The sequence below is a fragment of the Polaribacter sp. IC066 genome (genome assembly GCF_007997085.1).
Lineage (GTDB): Bacteria > Bacteroidota > Bacteroidia > Flavobacteriales > Flavobacteriaceae > Polaribacter.
In genome coordinates, this window is sequence record NZ_VORR01000016.1 from 18,963 (window position 1) to 40,445 (window position 21,483).

Below are 21,483 nucleotides of genomic sequence, written 5' to 3' on the forward strand. Positions count from 1 at the left end.
TACATGCTAAAATATAAATTAAAATATGCACAACATATAAGTAAGACCACAATGTCACTTCGAGTGATCTCGCTTTTAGGCGAGATTGTATCGAGAAGTTTTTAGTTAAAAATTCCTAGTTCCTGTTTTAAAATACTCCATCTAAATCCAAAACCAAAAATGCAAATACTCCAATATATAATTCAACAAACACAACTTTCTTTAAAATCTGCAGAAAAGACAATTAGTTTATTAAATGAAAAGTGACAACGCGTGCTAAAATATAAATTAAAATATGCACAACATATGAGTAAGAACATCGTGTCCCTTCGAGTGATCTCGCTTTTGGGCGAGATTGTATCGAGAAGTTTTAACTCAAAATTCCTAGTTCCTGTTTTAAAATACTCCATCTAAATCCAAAACCAAAAATGCAAATACTCCAATATATAATTCAACCAACACAACTTTCTTTAAAATCTGCAGAAAAGACAATTAGTTTATTGAATGAAAAGTGACAACGCGTGCTAAAATATAGATTAAAATATGAGTAACATATCAGTAAGAACAGCATGTCCCTTCGAGTGATCTCGCTTTTGGGTAAGATTGTATCGAGAAGTTTTTAGTTAAAAATTCCTAGTTCCTATTTTAAAATATTTCATCCAATTCAAAACATAAAAATGCAACAACTCCAATATATAATTTAACAAACATAATTTTCTTCAAAATCTGTAGAAAAGACAATTAGCTTATTAAATAAAAAGTGACAATACATGCTAAAATATAGATTAAAATATGCGCAACATATCAGTAAGAACAACATGTCACTTCGAGTGATCTCGCTTTTGGGCGAGATTGTATCGAGAAGTTTTTAGCGAAGAGCCAAAATTTCTAGTTCCTATTTTAAAATACTCCATCTAAATCCAAAACCAAAAATGCAAATACTCCAATATATAATTCAACAAACACAACTTTCTTTAAAATCTGCAGAAAAGACAATTAGTTTATTGAATGAAAAGTGACAGCGCGTGCTAAAATATAAATTAAAATATGCACAACATATGAGTAAGAACAACATGTCACTTCGAGTGATCTCGCTTTTGGGCGAGATTGTATCGAGAAGTTTTTAGCGAAGAGCCAAAATTTCTAGTTCCTATTTTAAAATATTTCATCTAATTCAGAACAAAAAATGTAACTACTCCAATATATAATTCAACAAACACAACTTTCTTCAAAATCTATAGAAAAGACAATTAGCTTATTAAATAAAAAGTGACAATACATGCTAAAATATAGATTAAAATATGCGCAACATATCAGTAAGAACAACATGTCACTTCGAGTGATCTCGCTTTTGGGCGAGATTGTATCGAGAAGTTTTTAGCGAAGAGCCAAAATTTCTAGTTCCTATTTTAAAATACTCCATCTAAATCCAAAACCAAAAATGCAAATACTCCAATATATAATTCAACAAACACAACTTTCTTCAAAATCTATAGAAAAGACAATTAGCTTATTAAATAAAAAGTGATAATACATGCTAAAATATAAATTAAAATATGCACAACATATGAGTAAGAACATCGTGTCCCTTCGAGTGATCTCGCTTTTGGGCGAGATTGTATCGAGAAGTTTTAATTAAAAATTCCTAGTTCCTATTTTAAAAATACTCCATCTAAATCAAAACAAAAAATGCAACTACTCCAATATATAATTCAACCAACACAACTTTTTTCAAAATCTGTAGAAAACACGATTACTTAATTGAATGAAAAGTGACAACGCGTGCTAAAATATAAATTAAAATATGTGCTACATATGATTAAGAACATCGTGTCTCTTCGAGTGATCTCGCTTTTGGGCGAGATTGTATCGAGAAGTTTTAATTAAAAATTCCTAGTTCCTATTTTAAAAATACTCCATCTAATTCAAAACAAAAAATGCAACTACTCCAATATATAATTCAACAAACACAACTTTCTTCAAAATCTATAGAAAACACGATTACTTTATTAAATGAAGACGCTACAATCCCCTTTATATCAAGATATAGAAAGGAAATAACAGGCAATTTAGATGAAGTTCAAATTGGTGATATTGTAAAGTTTAAAGAACTTTTTGAAGCGTTAGAAAAGCGTAAAGCGAGGATTTTAAAAGCCTTGGAAGAACAAAATGTTTTAACGCCGGCTTTAGAAGAACAGGTAAAAATTACCAAAGATTTAATTTCTTTAGAAGATTTATATCTACCCTTTAAGAAAAAACGAAAAACGAAAGCAGAAACTGCGCGTTTACAAGGTCTAGAACCGTTGGCAAAACTGATGATGAGTCAGCGTGTAAATGATTTAGAACATACAGCCTCAACATACACAACCAACGAAGTTGAAACTATTGAAGACGCTTTAGAGGGAGCACGTTTTATTATTGCAGAATGGATCAATGAACGCACAGATATTAGAAATAATATCCGACGTGAATTAGAACGACATACTACAATTGCATCCAAAGTCATAAAAACTAAAATTGAAGACGAAAAAGCACAAAAATTTAAAGATTATTTTGACTGGCAAGAGTCTTTAAATAGAATTCCATCTCATAGATTATTAGCAATTTTAAGAGCAGAAAATGAAGGTTTTATCCGCGTTAAAATTGCCATTGATTCAGAGAGAATTTTAGAGAGAATAAAAAATAGAATTATCAAAACTCAAAATGAATGTTCGCCTCAAATTGAATTGGCTATTCAAGATGCTTTTAAACGCTTATTATTCCCTTCTTTGTCAAACGAAGCACTGTCAATTGCCAAAGAAAAAGCAGATGAAAATGCCATTACCGTTTTTGCGAAAAACCTACAGCAACTATTACTAGGCGCGCCTTTAGGAGGAAAAAGAGTTTTAGCAATCGACCCTGGTTTTAGATCGGGTTGTAAAGTTGTTTGTTTAAATGAGCAAGGAGATTTAGTGCACAACGACAATATCTATCCGCATGCCCCACAAAATAAAGCTGCAGAGGCTATAGACAAGATTAGTTCTTTAGTTGATCAATATAAAATTGATGCAATTGCCATTGGAAACGGAACCGCTTCAAGAGAAACAGAACAACTAATTAAAAAGATTCAGTTCAAAAATAACGTAGAAATTTTTGTCGTTAGTGAAGCTGGCGCGTCTATTTATTCAGCGTCAAAAATTGCAAGAGATGAATTCCCTGATTATGATGTTACGGTTCGTGGATCGGTTTCTATCGGAAGACGACTGCAAGATCCTTTGGCAGAATTAGTGAAAATTGATGCAAAATCGATTGGCGTTGGGCAATATCAGCATGATGTAGATCAATCAAAATTAAAGAAATCTTTAGACATCACTGTAGAAAGTTGTGTAAATACTGTGGGTGTAAATATCAATACCGCCAGTGAATCTTTGTTGAGTTATGTATCCGGAATCGGACCAAAATTAGCGGAGAATATTGTAAATTATAGAAATGAAAACGGTTCTTTTGCTTCAAGAACTGCCATTAAAAAAGTGCCTCGTTTAGGTGGAAAAGCATTTGAACAAGCTGGTGGTTTTTTAAGAATTAAAAACGGAAAAAATCCTTTAGATGATTCTGGCGTGCATCCAGAAAGTTATGGGTTGGTTGATGCAATGGCCAAGAACTTGCAAAAAAAGGTTTCCGACTTAATCGGAAATAAAGAGTTGCTTCAAAAAATAAATTTAAAAAATTATATTTCATCCACCATCGGATTGCCAACTTTAGAAGATATTATTAAAGAATTAGAAAAACCCGGTGTAGACCCAAGAGCAAAAGCGAAAGCATTTTCTTTTGATCAAAATTTGAATTCAATTTCGGATGTAAGCGCAGGGCAAATTTTACCAGGAATTGTAAATAATATTACCAATTTTGGATGTTTTGTAGATCTTGGAATTAAAGAAAGTGGCTTAATTCACGTTTCTAATTTGTCTGATACTTTTGTAAAAGATGTCAATGCCATTGTTACTTTGCAACAACAAATTACTGTAAAAGTTTTAGAAGTTGATGCGGTAAGGAAGAGAATTCAACTGGCTTTGGTGAAGTAGAACATTAATTTTATTATCTTTAAGAAAGAAAAAGAAAATGATTATTGTGATGACTTAAGTGTTTCTGAACAAGATTAAATTCAACTAGAAATTAAAGAATTAAATGCGGGTAAAATAGTTTCTTGGGAGCAGTTTTAAAAGAACTTTCACAATTAAAATGAAGTTCGATCAATTTTGATGAAACAATGATCAGAAAAAAATAGTATATTTATAAAAAAGAAAAAATGGATATTCAAACTGCAAAAATAGAATTAGTAAAAGAAATTTTAAATATTGATGCTCCTGAATTGATAGAAAAAGTAGCAAATCTTCTAAAAAAAGAGAAAAAAGATTTTTGGGATGATCTAATTCCTTACCAACAAGAAGAAATTACAAAAGCGGATTTGGAAATTCTTAATGAAGAAACTTTCGACTACGAAACTTTAATGGCTTCTCATAGAAATAGGAAATTAAACTTCATAAAAGATTTTATAAATTTAGAGAACGAAGAAACAATTTCTAAACTTGAAAATATACTTTGGAAAAATAAAGATTTTTGGAATGAATTAAGTCTTTCTGAAAAAGAAGAAATTCAACAAGGAATTAAAGAATTAGATGAAGGTAAAAAAGTTTCTTTTGAAGATTTTTTAAGTAAAGTTTCCTAATGAAAGTTAGTCTTTCTAATCGTGCCGAATATAAATTACTACAAATCTCTAATTACCTTTTAGAGAATTGGAGTTTGCAGTCTAAAAATGATTTCATAAAAAATCTTTACGAAAAAGTAGAGCAAATAAAAAAGTATCCTTATAGCTGTATTGAATCTTTTGAATATAAAGGTTTGTATAAATGTGTTGTTTCAAAACAAACTACTTTTTATTATAGAGTTTTAAAAGATAAAGATGAAATAGAAATAATTTCCGTTTTTGATACAAGACAAAATCCTGATAAGTTAAATAGAGATTTATAAAACTTCTCGAATATTTCCTTACTTTCGACTTCGCAAAATTAACCAATGAAAGTCTGTATTGCAGAAAAACCAAGTGTAGCAAGAGAAATCGCTAATATTCTAGGAGCCAACACAAAACGTGATGGTTTCTATGAAGGAAACGGCTACGCGGTAACCTATACTTTCGGACATTTATGTACACTTCTAGAACCTAAAGATTACAAACCTCATTGGAAAAGTTGGGATTTGAACAATCTGCCAATGTTGCCAGAACGTTTTGATACAAAAGTTACTGGCGATGCAGGGATCAGAAAACAATTTAATATTGTAAAATCTTTGTTCGACAAAGCAAGTGTTGTCATCAATTGTGGGGATGCAGGAACCGAAGGAGAACTCATTCAGCGTTGGGTAATTAATCAATGTGGTTATAAAGGCGAAGTGCAACGTCTATGGATTTCATCGTTAACGGAAGAAGCCATTAAAGAAGGGTTTAATAATTTAGAATCTTCTGAAAAATATGATAACTTGTATTATGCAGGCTATTCTAGAGCTATTGGAGATTGGCTTTTGGGGCTAAATGCTACACGTTTATACACCATAAAATTCGGAGGATACAAGCAAGTTTTGTCGGTTGGTAGAGTGCAAACTCCTACCCTAGCGATGCTTGTAAATCGGTATTTAGAAATTCAGAATTTTAAACCAGAACCTTATTGGGAATTACAAACTACCTATAGAAATACACTTTTTAATTACGAAGATGGTCGTTTTTTAAAAGAAGAAGACGGACAAGTTTTAGCAAACAAAGTAAAGGAATCTGACTTTGAAATTGTTTCTGTAACCAAAAAGAAAGGAAAAGAATATGCTCCCAAATTATTCGATTTAACAGGTTTGCAAGTGTATTGCAATAATAAATTTGGATTTTCTGCGGACGAAACCCTGAAAATGGTTCAGAAATTATATGAAATGAAAGTAGTGACCTACCCAAGAGTTGATACTACTTTTTTACCAAATGATGTATATCCGAAAATTCCGGGCATTTTATCTAAATTAACAAATTATAGCGCGCTAACGCAACCTCTTCTAGAAAAGAAAATAAAGAAAACGAAACGTATTTTTGATGATACTAAAGTAACAGATCACCATGCCATAATTCCGACAGGAATTCAAGGAAATTTGCAATACAATCAACAAAGAGTGTACGATATCATTACCCGCAGATTTATTGGAGCTTTTTATCCAGATTCGGATGTTTCGAACACTTCGGTAATTGGCAAAGCTGCAGAGGTTCCTTTTAAAACAACTGGCAAAGAAATTTTAACCAAAGGTTGGCGAGTTGCATTTGAAACTGAAGAGAGCAAGGCTAAAAAGGAATTAAATGAACAAGCAACCTTACCATCCTTTGTAAAAGGAGAAAAAGGAGCGCATGAACCTTCATTTTTACAAAAAGAGACAAAACCGCCAAGAAATTTCACAGAAGCAAGTTTGCTGCGTGCCATGGAAACTGCAGGAAAGCAAGTAGATGACGACAATTTGCGCGAACTCATGAAAGAAAACGGAATTGGAAGACCCTCTACCAGAGCAAGTATTATTGAAACCTTATTCCGAAGAAAATATATAGAACGGAAGAAAAAGCTTGTTTTACCAACTCAAACAGGTATCGATTTAATAAATATAATTGACAACGAACTTTTAAAATCGGCTGAACTAACGGGTCGTTGGGAAAAACGTTTAAAAGAAATTGAACGTGGAGAGTTCAATGCAGGAACTTTTATCAACAACATGAAAAAAATGGTGGATGAATTGGTATATGAAGTTCGTTCAAATACCTCTAAAAAAAGAATTTCTTCAAATTCAGATGTCATTGCGAATGACGCAGGAATGAAGCAATCTGTAAATTCAAACGCTAATAATTCAGCTAAAAAAGTTCCAACAAAATCAAAACAAGTAGCAGGAAAAATTTGTCCGAAATGTGATAAAGGGCAACTTTTAAAAGGCTCTTCGGCTTATGGATGCTCTGAATATAAAAACAACTGCAATTTTAAAATTCCGTTTGAAATCTATGGAAAAAAGGTTTCAGAAAATCAGTTGATAAGATTGATTGGTAAAAATTGTACCACCAATTTAAAAGGCTTTAAAGAAAACGGAAATTCTGTTGAAGGTTTGATTCGTTTTGACGAAGATTTTAATTTAAAATTAGAACCTAAAAAAGCAGTTATTGCGAAAGAAGAAGGATTAAAGCAATCTTTAAATTCAAATAAAATTGCTTCGCCAAAAACCAGTAATGACAAAGATAAGATTCCGTGTCCTAAATGTAAAAAAGGGAACATTTTAAAAGGAAAAACTGCTTATGGTTGTTCGGATTACAAAAATGGTTGTGATTTTGTTTTTAAGTTCGATGAAATTAAAAAACGAGCTAATGGTAAATCATTAACAAAAGAATTAGTTATCGAAATTATATCAAACTAATTTTTCACCAGCTAAAGACCTCACAGGTTTTAAAAACCTGTGAGGTCTGAAATTAATGCGTAAACCGATTCTAGCCTTGATGGAAGCATTTTTTTGAGCTCTTTTTTATTTTTCAAAAAAAAGCGAGCGCCTTTTGACTTTGCTCAAGATAAACTACAAGCAGGAAATAGCTTCAAAAAAAAATCTAATCAATCATGTTTTTTAAATAAAACTGTTCTACTTTTTCTCTTGCCCAAGGCGTAGTTCTTAAAAATTTTAAACTCGATTTATAGGTAGGGTTATTTTTAAAAGCATTGATATTTAAAGTATCTCCTAAATCTTCCCAACCATATTCTAGAAACAATTGTTCTAACATGGTTGCTAATTTTATTCCGTGTAAAGGATTATTGGGTTGTTCTGTGCTCATTTATTTTTTTGAATTCGCTATTTTTTCTATTTCATCTGAACTGAAAACAGACTGATTTTTGTGATTATTAGCTAGTTTTTGCATGCAACTCGCTATTTTTTCTGGATGAATCATTTTATACTTTTCTAAACCACCTTTCATAAATGGGTTCATGAGACTCATAAAACCTTTTCCTATATTTTCACCCAATCTAAATTCATTGCGATTGCCCCCAATTAAAGAGGGTCTTAAAATATAGGTGTTTTTGATTTTCTGATTTAAAACATCACGTTCCATTTCACCTTTTGTTTTGCTATAAAAAACCGAGCTAGCAGCATCTGCTCCCATGGAAGACATTACTACAAAGGTATCCATATTGTTTTCTTTTGCAAGTTTTGCTGCAGCAACAGGAATTCCGTAATCAATTTGTTTGTATTTAGAACTGTCTTTTGTTTTGGCAGCGGTTGTGCCGATGCAACAAAAAACTTCATCTGCTGTAAAATCTTCTTTATAATTTTCTAATTGCAATACATCGATTATATGCTCCTGAATTTTATCTGATTTAATTTTCGTTGCACTTCTAGAAAATAATTTAATTTTTGTGTAAGTTGTATCTTCAATTAGTTTTTGTAACAAAAGACTTCCTGTTAACCCGGTTGCGCCTAAAAGAATCGCTGTTTTACTCATTATTCATCTAAATTTGGTAAGTTAAAATCATTTAAAACAGATTTTTTTGCCATCATTTTTTCAATAGCTTCTGTTGTTCTTGGTGCTTCTCCTGATAAATTTATCGGCCCGTTTTTAGTCACTAAAATATCATCTTCTATTCTAATTCCGATTCCCCAATACTTTTCATCACAAGGACTTCCATCAGGAATATAAATTCCGGGTTCCATGGTAACTACCATATTCTCTTCGAAATTTTTATAATTACCCGGATCGTGCACATCTAAACCAATATGATGTGAAGTTCCGTGTGGAAAATAATTATGTTTTTCATCCACAGTTTTTATAATCCCTAGTTTAAACAATCCTTCATTTATAATTTTGATAGCAATTTGCCTTGGCGCTGCAAAACTTGCACCAATTGTATATAAAGCGATTCCTGCTTCTTGCGCCTCATAGACCAAATCGTAAATTTCTTTTTGTGTTTTGGTGAATTTTCCGTTTGCCGGAATTGTTCTCGTTACATCGGCAGTATAGCCTCTATATTCCGCCCCTAAATCCATTAAAACCAATTCATTTCCTACTTTGGTTTTATTGTTTTCTATATAATGTAAAATACAACCATTATTACCCGCTCCGACTATTGATGGATATCCTTCATACTCTGCTCCATACTTTTTATACACAAACTCGTGAATTCCTTGTAATTCTGTTTCCGACATGTGAGGCTTCATGGCTTTCATCACTTCTATTTGCCCTACAGCTGAAATACGCACCGCTTTGGTTAATAATTTTAATTCTTCAGCTGTTTTCACCTCACGCATTGTTGCCAATTTAGCTGCTAAAAAAGTTAAATCGATATTCGTTTTTGGTTTTAAAACCAGAGTTATTTTCTGCTGAAATTCCTTTTTTAAAGCATCCGTTTTTGCAGCTTTATATCCTTTAATTAAATCATCCTCCTTTATTTCAGCAGAGCTTGTTGCCAACCTATCAATAATATTAATAACGTTTGCATTACTTTCTACCGGAGTTTCTGAAATACTTGTATACACATCTTTTTTGTTTTTAGATAAATTTACAAGCGGATCATACCCTATTTTTATTTTAAAACTCTTTACAAGGTTAAAAATATCGGCGCCTCCTAAATCTCTATAGTCGTCGTTAAACTTTTTAATAAAAACTTTATCAAACTTTTTAAAATCGATGGTTGATTTTAAAAATTCATCTGCGTTCATTGCCATTTTAAAGCCTAATTCTTTTTTTGCTCCTTCCGTTCCTAAACGTATTCCGTTCCATTGCTCTGCTCTTTTATCCCGTTTTTGAACATATAAAATTTCATCAAACGTATTGTCTTCATCATCTGTTTGCTCATCAGAAAACAAAACTAAAACTCCGTTTGGTTCTCTATACCCTGTTAAATAATAGAAATTAGGATCTTGATGAAAGATATAATCTACATCATTTGCTCTGTTTCTTAAGGGGTTTGCAAAAACAACAGTTACCGAATTTTTAGGCATTTTAGCGCGTAGAATGGCGCGTCTTTCTTTATGAAATTCTTTCGATAAATAATCTTTAGGTGTCTGCGAAACAAGATTTGTTGTTATCAACAAAAAGGTAATTACTACTAATTTAAAAAACTTCATGCTACTATTTTTTGAATGTATCTTCAAATGTAATATTATTTCTTTTTTCATGAATACATATTAACAGAATTTTAGTAATTGTTTATTATGAATTTTTCAATAATTTAGCACAAATTTAAAGAATCTATACATGAAAAACATCGCTTTACATCAAGTTCACGAAAATTTAGGAGCAAAAATGGTGCCTTTTGCAGGGTATAATATGCCAGTATCGTATGAAGGTGTTACCGCCGAACATCTTACTGTTAGAAAATCAATAGGTGTTTTTGATGTAAGCCACATGGGTGAGTTTTTAGTTTCTGGAGAAAATGCATTAGCTTTAATTCAGAAAGTATGTTCTAACGATGCCTCTAAATTAGAAATTGGTGATGCACAGTATAGTTGTTTCCCGAATGAAGATAACGGAATTGTAGATGATTTACTTTGTTATCGAATGAAGGAGCAGCAATATTTATTAGTTGTAAATGCGTCTAATATTGAAAAAGATTGGAATTGGATTTCTAAATACAATGAAAATTTTAATGCAGATTTAAAAGATCTATCCGAAGAATATTCTTTGCTAGCAATACAAGGACCTAAAGCAGTTGTAGCAATGCAATCTTTAACCCCTTTAAATTTAGCCGCGATTTCTTTCTATAAATTTAACGTAGGAGAATTCGCAGGAGTTGAAAATGTAATTATTTCTGCAACGGGTTATACCGGCTCTGGCGGATTTGAAATTTACTGTAAAAACGCTGACGCTGAAAAAATTTGGAACAAAGTTTTTGACGCCGGTGCGGCATACGATATTAAACCAATTGGTTTAGCGGCAAGAGATACGTTGCGTTTAGAGATGGGCTATTGTTTGTATGGAAATGATCTTAATGATACAACTTCACCTATTGAAGCAGGTTTAGGTTGGATTACGAAGTTTACCAAAGACTTTGTAAATCATGAAGCTTTAGCAAAACAAAAAGAAGAAAAACCAGAAAGAAAACTAATAGCCTTTGAGATGAATGAAAGAGGCATTCCAAGACAAGGTTATGATATTGTTGATAATATTGGAAATGTATTGGGCACTGTTACTTCTGGCACAATGAGTCCGAGTTTATCTAAAGGAATTGGAATGGGATATGTAACAAGATTATTCTCTAAATTTGGAACTCAAATTTATATTCAAGTTCGTAAAAAAGCAATTCCTGCCACGATTATTAAGTTGCCATTTTATAAAGGCTAAAAATTTAGTTTTAAAAATAAAATCAAAAAAAACGGCATTACCAGAGACTCGGTAGTGAGGTTTCTGTGTTTAAAAGACGTATTTTTACTAACGGAAATTATAACAAAATAATACCTCACTAAAAACAAAAACAATGAGCTTTTTAAAGGCAGAATGGCGAAAGTTAGCATTTGCTAACTATGAAGTTGATCCGAAGATTCTAGCAGCCTATGTTCCGCCAGGAACTGAACTCGATTTATGGGAAGGTAAATGCTTTGTAAGCTTAATTGGTTTTATATTTTTAGACACTAAAATACTAGGAATAAAAATACCTTTTCATGCTACTGTAGAAGAAGTTAACCTGCGCTTTTACGTAAGAAGGTTAGAAAACAATACATGGAAACGTGGTGCTGTTTTTATAAAAGAAATTGTGTCTAAACCGATGCTAACTTTTGTAGCAAATACTGTTTATAAAGAGCACTATGAAACAATGCCCATGAAATACGAATGGGAAGAAAATGATGCCAATAGAAGTGTAGCTTATCATTGGAGAAAAAAGAAGATTTGGCAATCTTTTAAAGTTACGGCAGCGCTTAAAACATCAGAAATTGAACAAAATAGTGAAACCGAATTTATTACAGAACATTATTGGGGTTATGCTAAAGTAACAAATACCGTTACCAATGAATACCAAGTGACACACCCAAGATGGCAACAATACAAAGTAGAAAGTTTTGACATAAAAGTAGATTATGAACTTGTATATGGTAAAGAATTTGAGTTTTTAAACCACATAAAACCCACTTCGGTAATGCTTATTGAAGGTTCTAAAATTACTATTGAAGGTAAAAAAACCTTAAAAACAAAAGCGTTATAAAGTTATAGGTGCCTAAATTGAATACAATAGAACTTTAGAGAACATTTCTTTTTAACGCAAAAATCCCTTATAAAAAATAGCACTTATAGAGGCTTCGAGAGTGCTATTTTTAATTTTAAAAGGGGTATGTTTACGTGCTGAATCAAACGTAAATTATAAGTATGAATTGTCTATTAACTGGTGGTGGAGGAATTGTTGGAAGTCATATTATTTTTGAATGGATACACAAAGCCATTGTTGAAAAAACAGTAGATCATCTTTTTGTAATTATAAGAGATAACGAAAAATCTGCCGAACAACGTTTGCTTGATATTCTGCAAGATGCTTCTCGTCCTGAATTTTTAAATAAATTTACGCTAAAAGACTGTTTAAAAAAAGTAACGTTAATTTCTGGTAATTTGGCTGAAATTAATAAAGATACATTAGAAGCGTATGATTTTGACACGATTATACATTGTGCCGGATCTACTAGTTTACTGCATACTACCGACTCTAAAGAAATGGTACACACGCAAAACTATCTAATTACAAAGCACCTTTTAAATGAGTTACCAGAAACTGTTACTCGTTTTATTTATATTAGTACGGCATATTCTTTTGGTATTCAACATGAAAAAGTAAATGATACAATTAAAAATTATGATGTTACTGATTTTAGAAATCCATACGAGAAATCTAAATATGAAAGTGAATTGTATGTGAGAGAAATGTGTGAGCTAAAGAAAATAAATTCACAGATTTTAAGACCTAGTATTATTTGCGGTAGACTTATCGATCGGCCTTTTTATGAAACGCCGAAATTTGATGTTTTTTACTCTTGGGCCATGTTTTTAGATAAATACGCCAATAAAGCAAAAGAAAACTTTAGAATTTGGATCGATAAGAAAAGTGGTTTAAATATAGTACCCGTAGATTTTGTTTCTAAAGCTATTTTATACGCCTTTTTAAATCCTGATATCAAAGAACTGAACATTGTAAACCCTGAACAAATATTGCATACAGAATACGTTAGCGATGTATTAGATGCTTTTAAGGTAAATGATTATGAATATGTAGAAGAAAGACCAGAGAACCTAAATGCTTTTGAGCAATTGTACTATAAAACGATTGGAGTAATTTTTGAGAAATATATTTCAGTGCCTGATTTACAGTTTAAACCCGAGCTAATTTTAAAACTAATAGCAGATTTAAAACTAGAAAATACTTTAGGTGTTCATAAAAATTTTATGAACCTCATTAATTTTTCAGTAGATAAAAAATTTAGAAAGAGTTATTAATAATTTGCTCATTTAAATGGAATTATTCTTATGATTTTTTAAATTTTTAATAAAATATAGCATAATTAAAATCAACACTTTATTAATTGCCTCCCTCTTTTGTAAAACTTGAACCACACGATTTTTTTGGTTGATTTTCTCCGCAAAATTTTTAGCTTTGTGAGGTGTTAATTTAAACCGTTTAAATTATATTTTAAGCTTCATAAATTACATTTAACTAAAAAAGAAAAAGATGGACGAAATTAAATGTTTAAAATGTGGCTCTGAAAAAATTATTAAAAACACGACGATTACAGATTTTAGTCACGGAAATATCGAAAAAAACTTATCAGTCTATATTCAAAAAACAGATAGAGCATTCTTTAACAAATCAGTACAAGGAGAAATTAACGCTCAAATATGCGGGGATTGTGGAAACATGGATTTAAAAGTTAAAAATCCAAAGGAATTATGGAAAGCCTATTTAAAATCTCAAGAATAAGAGGTATTTATTTCTTTTATACTTGCAATATTCATAATCCGATTGCACAAAACTAATTCTTACCACTATTTAAAATTATCTTTGCATCAAACATAATTTCATTCATTGGATTCATTAACACAAATTATTTTAGGGGCTGCCGTTGGCGAAGCTGTTTTAGGAAAAAAAATTGGTAATAAAGCCATGTTATATGGCGCTATAGCCGGTACAATTCCTGATTTAGATGTCATTGCCTCCTTTTTTACGGATACGGTTAGTGCGCTAGAAATTCATAGAGGTTTTACTCATTCTATTTTTTTCTCTGTGCTATTTGCACCAATTTTTGCGTTTATTGTTACCAGATTTGAACATTACAAAAATCTAAAAGATTGGTCTTGGCTTTTCTTTTGGACTTTTATTACACATCCTATTTTAGATGCACAAACAACTTGGGGAACACAGCTTTTTTGGCCTTTAGACATTAGATTGGCATTTAAAAACGTCTTTGTCATAGATCCTTTATATACACTTCCGTTTTTGGTGTTTTTAATTTTAGCGATGCGTCAAAAAAAAGATACTAAAAAAAGAAGATTTTATAACAATTTAGGCTTAATCGTAAGCTGCAGCTATTTAGTATTTACGCTTGTTTTAAAAGGTTTCGCTTATCAAAAATTCAGCAAAGAACTTACCACACAAAATATTCATTATAAAACATTTGACACAAAACCAACTCCGCTAAACACTATTTTATGGAGTGCAAATATAGAAACAGAAAATTCTTTTTTAATTGGTTACTCTTCTTTTTTAGATACAAATCCCATTCAATTTTCTAGGTATCCAAAAAATCATCATTTATTAGGCGATTTAGCAAATCATCCGAAGATAAAAAGAATGATTGCAATTTCTAAAGGCTGGTACACCATCAACAAAAAAAATAACACCTTATATTTTAATGATTTACGATTTGGTTTATTAAGTATTCAACCGAATGCAGAAAATTTTGTTTTTAAATATAAAATTGAAGTTGATAAAAACGGAACACCTTTTTTAACGGAAGAACCCAAAGAAAAAAAAGATGGTAAGAAATTACTATCTGATTTATGGCTCAGGATTAAAGGAAATTAACAAGCGTAAAATCTAGTTGAATTTTTAGCTATGTTAACTATAAAAAGTAAACTTTATAATTTGAGTACCCAGTTATTCTAGTTCTTTCTGTACAAGTGAAAAATAGCAGAATTCGAATATCAAATCGAAATATAAGTCTAAAGTGTAGCTTTAAAACATTCAAAAATAAAAATAAAATTTTAGACGAACCTAAAAGCTGCAATTATCATTTAATGAATATATTTAAATAAGAACTACTGCTATTCTTTAGAACTGAAGCTCTTTCTTAAAAAAGCTAAAAACCGTTTTAAAAAAATAATTGCTTAATGAGATATCGATTTTATAGTACTCGCTTTTACTCCGATATTTTTTAACTTTTTTGCTCTATCTAGCACATGGTTTACAGCTACAAAAATAAAAAAGAAAACTAATATTAAAACTGTGTACTCAAAAAATTGTAGTGCAAAAGTTTTTAAAAGAACAAGATTAAAAGATTGAATCAACATGGCTATTTGTTTTAGATATTCAAAAATACTCTTTAAACTTTATGCCTTTATTATTATTTTATGAACGACACATACCTATAGTTGAAATGAATATTTAAGGAGTTAAGCTCATTTAAAAGAATTTATAAAGTTACTTTAATGGCTTTTTTGCTTGAAGTTAGCAAACGAGCAAAAAAAATCGCCTAAAAATTAATTTTAGACGATTTAAATGTTAAAAATTAAGACTTTTAATTTCTAAACCTATTTCTAGTAATAATAGATTTTAATTTTTGTTTTAAATCGTTGCCAGTATCGTAAATCATTTCTTCGTTGGTAGGAAAAGCAATCGCTTTTAAAATCAATAAATCTAATAGAGATTCTTCTAAAGCTCTTTTATCGCCATCAAATCTTGCATACAAATGTTCAAATACAAATTCACTTTGTATAGGATATACCTGTACCGTTTGTTTTGAAACCAAGTCTACATATTTTACTTGACCAGAAACTTTGGCTGCTTTAAATTGTGTAAACTGATAAAATTCGCAACGAACATTTAATAATTTATCAACTTTAATCTTTTTACCTAAACTATCTTTTACTTGATTGCCATTATCATCTAACAAATATTTAAATCCGTTTACGATCTGTTTTTCTTTGATAATTTGTTTTTCTCTAACTTGCTCTGGAGAAACTTCTATGCTTCTTAAATTTAATTCCAAACCAAAATCATAGGTAATTTTAGCATCTTTTTTACTGTGATAAATGGTCCATAAATCATTTAAACCATACGTATCAAAATTTAATAAATCTTCTTCTAATCTTGTCGGAATCACTTTTTCAGTTTCATTTTTCATAGAAACAAAAACAAAATCTACGCCTCTTTGTTGGGCGAGAACCATTAGATTTCGCACATCTTTAAAATTAGCATTTATTTTTTCTAAATACGCTAATTCATCATATGCTTTTCGGTACTCAAACTTATCATTAAAACTAAATAATTTCTTTGCTTTTACATATAAAAAATCTGACAACTTATTTTTAGTGCTAATAATTTCTTCGTCGTAATTGCTAAATTGAAACTTTGCGTTTTTATTCTTCTTTAAAATGGGCAAAGGCAACAAAGGTTTTATAATTTCTTGTCTATTTTTTAAAGTTTCATACAAACCAAAAATTTCTTCTAAATTTTCTGGATTCTTATCCTTTTTCAAAAAATTAATACGACTTAAATCTTTAACGGTTACTTTGGCAAAAGCATCTTGCAACATGAAAACATAGGGCTGATTTCCTTTTTTAGCTTTGTTCTTTTTTAAATTATCAAGTGCAATATTTATTGCGCGCTCATAATTTCCGTTATTAATGGCTTCTTGTGTTTTTTTAACACTACTGCAAGCACTCATTAAAAAAATTGAGACAATAAAAAGTAACGTTTTTTTCATGATTTGGTTGGTTTCTTTTGATAAAGCAATGTATGTGCCAAAAATAATTAAAAAAAATACTTGCTCAAGTTAAATTTCTGAAATTGATTCAACGTGAGCAAGTTTTAGTATTACTGTAATTTTTATAATAATAAGAATCTAAATAAATAAAATCAATGCAACCTTTGACTAAACATTAAATCTAAAGTGCATTACATCGCCATCTTTTACAATGTACTCCTTACCTTCTACTCTCATTTTACCAGCTTCTTTTACTTTTGCTTCAGAACCATAAGTCACATAGTCTTCATAAGCAATAGTTTCGGCTCTAATAAATCCTTTTTCAAAATCGGTATGAATTACACCTGCCGCTTGTGGTGCAGTCGATCCAACCGGAATTGTCCAAGCTCTTACTTCTTTAACACCTGCTGTAAAATAGGTTTGTAAATTTAATAGTTTGTACGCAGAACGAACCAATCTAGCTACACCCGCTTCTTCTAAACCAATATCGGCTAAAAACATCTGGCGTTCTTCATAATCATCTAACTCAGTAATATCTGCTTCTGTGCCAACTGCTAAAACAATTACTTCTGCATTTTCATCTTTTACGGCTGCTCTTACTTTTTCTACGTACGCATTTCCTGAAACAGCAGAATCTTCATCAACATTACAAACATATAACACTGGTTTTGCTGTAATAAATTGCAAAGGTTGCACAAATTCCATTTCTTTTTCAGAAAAATCTAACGCCCTTATAGAAATCCCTTTTAGTAAAGTTTCTTCAATTTTTAATAAAACAACCAATTCTGCTTGCGCTTCTTTATTGCCAGTTTTTGCGGTCCTTTTAACTCTTTCAAGTCTTTTTTCAACAGTTTCTAAATCCTTTAATTGCAACTCAATATCAATTGTTTCTTTATCTCTAACAGGATCTACAGATTCATCTACATGAATTATATTATCGTTATCAAAACAACGAATTACATGTAAAATAGCATCTGTTTCTCTAATATTTGCTAAAAACTGATTTCCTAAACCTTCGCCTTTACTTGCTCCTTTTACCAAGCCAGCAATATCTACAATCTCTACAGTAGCAGGCATTACACGCTCTGGATTTACTAATTCTTCTAATTTTTCAATTCTTTTGTCTGGTACATTTACAACGCCTAAATTCGGTTCTATGGTACAAAAAGGGAAGTTGGCACTTTGCGCTTTTGCGTTCGATAAACAGTTAAATAAAGTCGATTTTCCTACGTTTGGTAATCCTACAATTCCAGCTTTCATTTTGTATGTGTATTAAGATTATGACATTTATTAACTTATTTTAAGAGAATTATCATAATTTTTTCAGAATGCAAATATAATACTTTGTTAAAAGTAAATGTTCTTTTATTCAGAATTCTCAAATTGTTATACATTACCCAAAAAATTGAACCAAATGCTTCAAAAAATACAATTTACTTTTCTTCTTTTCTTCGGATGTTTAACATTGCAATCTCAAATAGTTAACGGCAAAATAATAAATGCTTCTTCCTCTAAACCCATACAAGACGTTGCCATTCTTACAGATTTAAATAAAGGAAGTATTTCTGATGAAAATGGTCGATTTAGTGTTTCTACTACCAATCTAAAAACGATTACTTTTTCTATTTTAGGTTTTGAAACCACAACTCTAAAAATTGAGGATTTAAAAAGACTAAAATACATTGTTTCACTTGTCGAAAAAGTGAATGAGTTGAATGAAATTCAGTTAAATTTAGCGAAAATTTCTTTAGATTCTTTGTTGATAAAGACGCAAAAAAATATGGATGAAAATTTTATTGCTGGTCCTTTAAAGCATCAATTTTTTGTGCGAGAAAACACTGTTGTAGATTTTCAAAAATTAGCATTAGATTTAGAAAGAAGTTCTTTATTGAGTAAGAAAAACAGAAAGCTAGCAGAACAAGAATTAACAGCATATTCTAAAGAATTAAAAAGTAGTACTCCTGAATTTTCATCAGAATTTACAGGCATTTTATTATCAAAAAAAATAATATCCGAAAAAGAAAAAAAGAATGTGGATTTAAATAAAATGGATAGTATTAGCGGATACCGAGTTTTTACAGGTAAAAAGAACATCACTCTAAAAGAAGCCCAAAATGATTTTCAAAATATTATTTTAAAACATTTAAATAGAGATAAAACCTATAAAATTAGTTCTGGTTTATTTACCATTGAAGATTCTTTATCCATAAAAAAAATACTTCAAAAAAGGGATTCTGTGCAAGCCGACAATTCATTTAAAGAATTTGAACCCATGTATTTATATACAACTGCAAATAAAAAATCAAAATTTTTTAGAGAGCAAAATGAAGATAACTTTTTTGATCGAAGATATTACAATCATACTTTACAAGAAAAAGAAATTTTAGGTACTACAATGCTTTATGTAATAGGTTTTTCGCCAAGAAAATCTAAATCTAAATACCGCGGACGTATTTTTATAAATCCGAAAGATTTTACAATTGCTAAAATTGAATACGAATTTGCAGAAGGAAAAAGAGGAATGCACGTAAATTTGAAATGGGTTCTTGGATTAAAAGTTTCATTAGACCTAAAAAAAGTAACCCTATTTTATGAGAAGAATAAAGAAGAGAAAGTTTACAACTCCTATTATAAAGAAACGTCAGAAACCTACGCTTATGTGCATAGACCTATAAAATTTAAAGAAAATTCTAAAACAAGAAATAAGGTTAAATTTGATATTAAAGTAGAATTAAACACTGAAGAAACTATAGAAGTTTTATTATTAAATGCCATTAATATTGATGAATCTCTAATACAACCTATGAAAAAAGGAGATGTAACAAAGAGTATTTATTACACTTCTTTAGAAGATTATAACAATACAACGTGGAAGAATAGGCAGCTTATTATCGAGTATCTTAAAAAATATGAATAAAAAAACCTCGAGATTAATCTCGAGGTTTTTTTATTTATATTTTAATGCTATTTACAAAACTCTATTATTAAATCTTGTCTTTTTTATCTCTTGTCTCTTGTTTCTAAAAGTCAAAGAAATCTAATCAACATGCATAAACTTCTGCTTTGCAGTTAACTCTTCTTGAGTTTCTACGTTATCATCATCTGGAACGCAACAATCTACTGGGCAAACTGCCGCACATTGTGGTTCTTCATGAAAACCAACACATTCTGTACATTTATCTGCTACAATAAAATAAATTTCATCAGAAACAGGTTCTTGATCTTCATCTGCATTTACAGATTTACCATTCGGTAACACTGCTTTACCAGATAAATCAGTTCCGTCTGCGTATTTCCAATCTTCAGCCCCTTCATAAATTGCTGTGTTCGGACATTCTGGTTCACATGCTCCACAATTTATACACTCATCTGTTATTATAATTGCCATAATTTTCTTTTCTGTTTTTGTACCTTTGCAATTGCAAAAATAAAGCCAAAATCATAGACAACCAAAATAAATGGATAGTATTCAAAATAGAATTAACGCTTTCGTTAAATTAGGTGCTTTTTTAAGTCAGTTTTCCAATAATAAGATTGAAAAACTTGCTCATATAGAGCAAAATGATCTTTTTTTTGATGGTTTTTTACATCAAATTAAATTAGCCCAAGAAAAAAATTCTTGGTTTACAAAAGATAATATTTTATTTTCTTTAGAAAGCTGGAGCAAAGCTTTAACAGAAAGTAATTTAAACGATTTTGTAAAAGATTTAGACACAAAGCCTAAAACGCCTAAAAAAGTAGCCATCATTATGGCGGGAAATATTCCGTTGGTTGGTTTTCATGATTTTTTAGCTGTTTTAATTTCGGGTAATGCTGTTTTGGTAAAACAATCTTCTAGCGATAAACATTTATTGCCTTTTTTGGCTAAATATTTAGAGTTCGTAGAAGAAGACTTTAAAGGTAAAATTGTTTTTACGGAAGAGAAATTAACGGCTTTTGATGCGGTTATTGCAACAGGAAGTTCTAATACAGCCCGTTATTTTGAGTTTTATTTTAAAGGAAAACCAAATATCATCAGAAAAAGCAGAAATTCTGTGGCTGTAATTACAGGCAAAGAATCGGAAGATGATTTTGCAAAATTATCTGACGATGTTTTTCAATATTTTGGTTTAGGATGCAGAAGTGTTTCTAAAATCTATGTTCCTAGAGATTTCGATTTTGAACCTTTTTTTACAGGAATGTACGCAAAAAAAGACTTTATCTATAACGCTAAATACGCGAATAATTACGATTACAACAAAGCTGTATATTTAATGAGCGAATTCCATTTGTTAGAAAATGGTTTTTTGATGATTAAAGAAGATGAGAGTTACTCCTCTCCTATTGCAACTGTTTTTTATGAATATTATGAGAATGAAATCGATTTAAAAATAAAATTACACGTAGATAGAGAAAAAATACAATGTATAGTTGCCAAGGATTTTATAGAAAATGAAGTTGGTTTTGGGCAAACACAACATCCAAAATTAACAGAGTATGCAGATGGTGTAAATACGTTAGAATTTTTATCGAAAATATAGTAAG

General features: G+C 30.5%; 17 protein-coding genes. 11 read left to right on the forward strand and 6 right to left on the reverse strand.

Annotated elements, in window-relative coordinates; genetic code table 11:
- Window positions 1–1,916 precede the first annotated feature (1,916 nt).
- The 4 genes from ES044_RS07315 (at window position 1,917) to ES044_RS07330 (ending at window position 7,431) form a co-directional block, all read left to right on the forward strand.
- Window positions 1,917–4,040 carry a Tex family protein gene (locus ES044_RS07315; RefSeq protein WP_189663237.1) on the forward strand — a complete coding sequence of 708 codons (2,124 nt, stop codon included), beginning with the start codon at window positions 1,917–1,919 and terminating at the stop codon, window positions 4,038–4,040.
- 224 nt (window positions 4,041–4,264) lie between these two features.
- Window positions 4,265–4,684 carry a hypothetical protein gene (locus ES044_RS07320; protein WP_147118830.1) on the forward strand — a complete coding sequence of 140 codons (420 nt, stop codon included), beginning with the start codon at window positions 4,265–4,267 and terminating at the stop codon, window positions 4,682–4,684.
- Window positions 4,684–4,986, forward strand: a complete 303-nt coding sequence (locus tag ES044_RS07325; RefSeq protein ID WP_147118831.1) for a type II toxin-antitoxin system RelE/ParE family toxin — start codon at window positions 4,684–4,686, stop codon at window positions 4,984–4,986. The genes ES044_RS07320 and ES044_RS07325 overlap by 1 nt, the downstream gene beginning before the upstream one ends.
- Before the next feature lie 45 nt (window positions 4,987–5,031).
- Window positions 5,032–7,431, forward strand: coding sequence for a type IA DNA topoisomerase (locus ES044_RS07330; protein WP_147118832.1), 2,400 nt, complete (start codon window positions 5,032–5,034; stop codon window positions 7,429–7,431).
- Window positions 7,432–7,615: 184 nt separating this feature from the next.
- Here the strand turns inward: ES044_RS07330 and ES044_RS07335 are convergent, their stop codons facing one another.
- Genes ES044_RS07335 through ES044_RS07345 form a run of 3 tightly spaced genes read right to left on the reverse strand, consistent with a single transcriptional unit; the run spans window position 7,616 to window position 10,125 of the window.
- A complete protein-coding gene (locus ES044_RS07335) occupies window positions 7,616–7,837 on the reverse strand; it encodes a VF530 family DNA-binding protein (RefSeq protein ID WP_018942226.1) in 222 nt (73 codons plus the stop codon).
- Complete coding sequence (locus ES044_RS07340; RefSeq protein ID WP_147118833.1) at window positions 7,838–8,503, reverse strand: NAD(P)H-binding protein; 666 nt, start codon at window positions 8,501–8,503, stop codon at window positions 7,838–7,840. It abuts the gene before it with no gap.
- A complete protein-coding gene (locus ES044_RS07345) occupies window positions 8,503–10,125 on the reverse strand; it encodes an aminopeptidase P N-terminal domain-containing protein (protein WP_147118834.1) in 1,623 nt (540 codons plus the stop codon). Before ES044_RS07345 ends, ES044_RS07340 begins: the two co-directional genes overlap by 1 nt.
- A gap of 130 nt (window positions 10,126–10,255) precedes the next feature.
- On the opposite strand from ES044_RS07345, the gene gcvT reads away from it, so the two are divergent.
- The 5 genes from gcvT to ES044_RS07370 all read left to right on the forward strand — a co-directional run bounded on the left by gcvT (window position 10,256) and on the right by ES044_RS07370 (window position 15,059).
- On the forward strand, window positions 10,256–11,341 hold the full coding sequence (gcvT, locus tag ES044_RS07350; protein WP_147118835.1) for a glycine cleavage system aminomethyltransferase GcvT: 1,086 nt from the start codon (window positions 10,256–10,258) through the stop codon (window positions 11,339–11,341).
- Window positions 11,342–11,474: 133 nt separating this feature from the next.
- Entirely contained in the window at window positions 11,475–12,197 is a 723-nt protein-coding gene (locus ES044_RS07355) for a YqjF family protein (protein ID WP_147118836.1), read from the forward strand.
- A 161-nt stretch (window positions 12,198–12,358) separates the two neighbouring features.
- Entirely contained in the window at window positions 12,359–13,474 is a 1,116-nt protein-coding gene (locus ES044_RS07360) for an SDR family oxidoreductase (RefSeq protein ID WP_147118837.1), read from the forward strand.
- Between the two features lie 232 nt (window positions 13,475–13,706).
- Window positions 13,707–13,955 (forward strand): hypothetical protein, encoded by a 249-nt coding sequence (locus ES044_RS07365; RefSeq protein ID WP_147118838.1) that lies wholly within the window; start codon window positions 13,707–13,709, stop codon window positions 13,953–13,955.
- Window positions 13,956–14,060: 105 nt separating this feature from the next.
- Window positions 14,061–15,059, forward strand: coding sequence for a metal-dependent hydrolase (locus ES044_RS07370; protein ID WP_147118839.1), 999 nt, complete (start codon window positions 14,061–14,063; stop codon window positions 15,057–15,059).
- A gap of 712 nt (window positions 15,060–15,771) precedes the next feature.
- On the opposite strand, the gene ES044_RS07375 is transcribed toward ES044_RS07370, so the two are convergent.
- Both ES044_RS07375 and ychF read right to left on the reverse strand, forming a co-directional pair.
- Complete coding sequence (locus ES044_RS07375) at window positions 15,772–16,959, reverse strand: hypothetical protein (RefSeq protein ID WP_189663238.1); 1,188 nt, start codon at window positions 16,957–16,959, stop codon at window positions 15,772–15,774.
- A gap of 168 nt (window positions 16,960–17,127) precedes the next feature.
- On the reverse strand, window positions 17,128–18,219 hold the full coding sequence (gene ychF, locus ES044_RS07380) for a redox-regulated ATPase YchF (RefSeq protein ID WP_147118840.1): 1,092 nt from the start codon (window positions 18,217–18,219) through the stop codon (window positions 17,128–17,130).
- Window positions 18,220–18,373: 154 nt separating this feature from the next.
- Between ychF and ES044_RS07385 the strand changes: the two genes are divergently transcribed.
- On the forward strand, window positions 18,374–19,876 hold the full coding sequence (locus tag ES044_RS07385) for a carboxypeptidase-like regulatory domain-containing protein (RefSeq protein WP_147118841.1): 1,503 nt from the start codon (window positions 18,374–18,376) through the stop codon (window positions 19,874–19,876).
- A 120-nt stretch (window positions 19,877–19,996) separates the two neighbouring features.
- On the opposite strand, the gene ES044_RS07390 is transcribed toward ES044_RS07385, so the two are convergent.
- Window positions 19,997–20,347: a 4Fe-4S binding protein gene (locus tag ES044_RS07390; protein WP_147118842.1), complete on the reverse strand. Its 351-nt coding sequence runs from the start codon at window positions 20,345–20,347 to the stop codon at window positions 19,997–19,999.
- A 70-nt stretch (window positions 20,348–20,417) separates the two neighbouring features.
- On the opposite strand from ES044_RS07390, the gene ES044_RS07395 reads away from it, so the two are divergent.
- Complete coding sequence (locus ES044_RS07395; protein WP_147118843.1) at window positions 20,418–21,479, forward strand: acyl-CoA reductase; 1,062 nt, start codon at window positions 20,418–20,420, stop codon at window positions 21,477–21,479.
- Window positions 21,480–21,483: the final 4 nt, after the last annotated feature.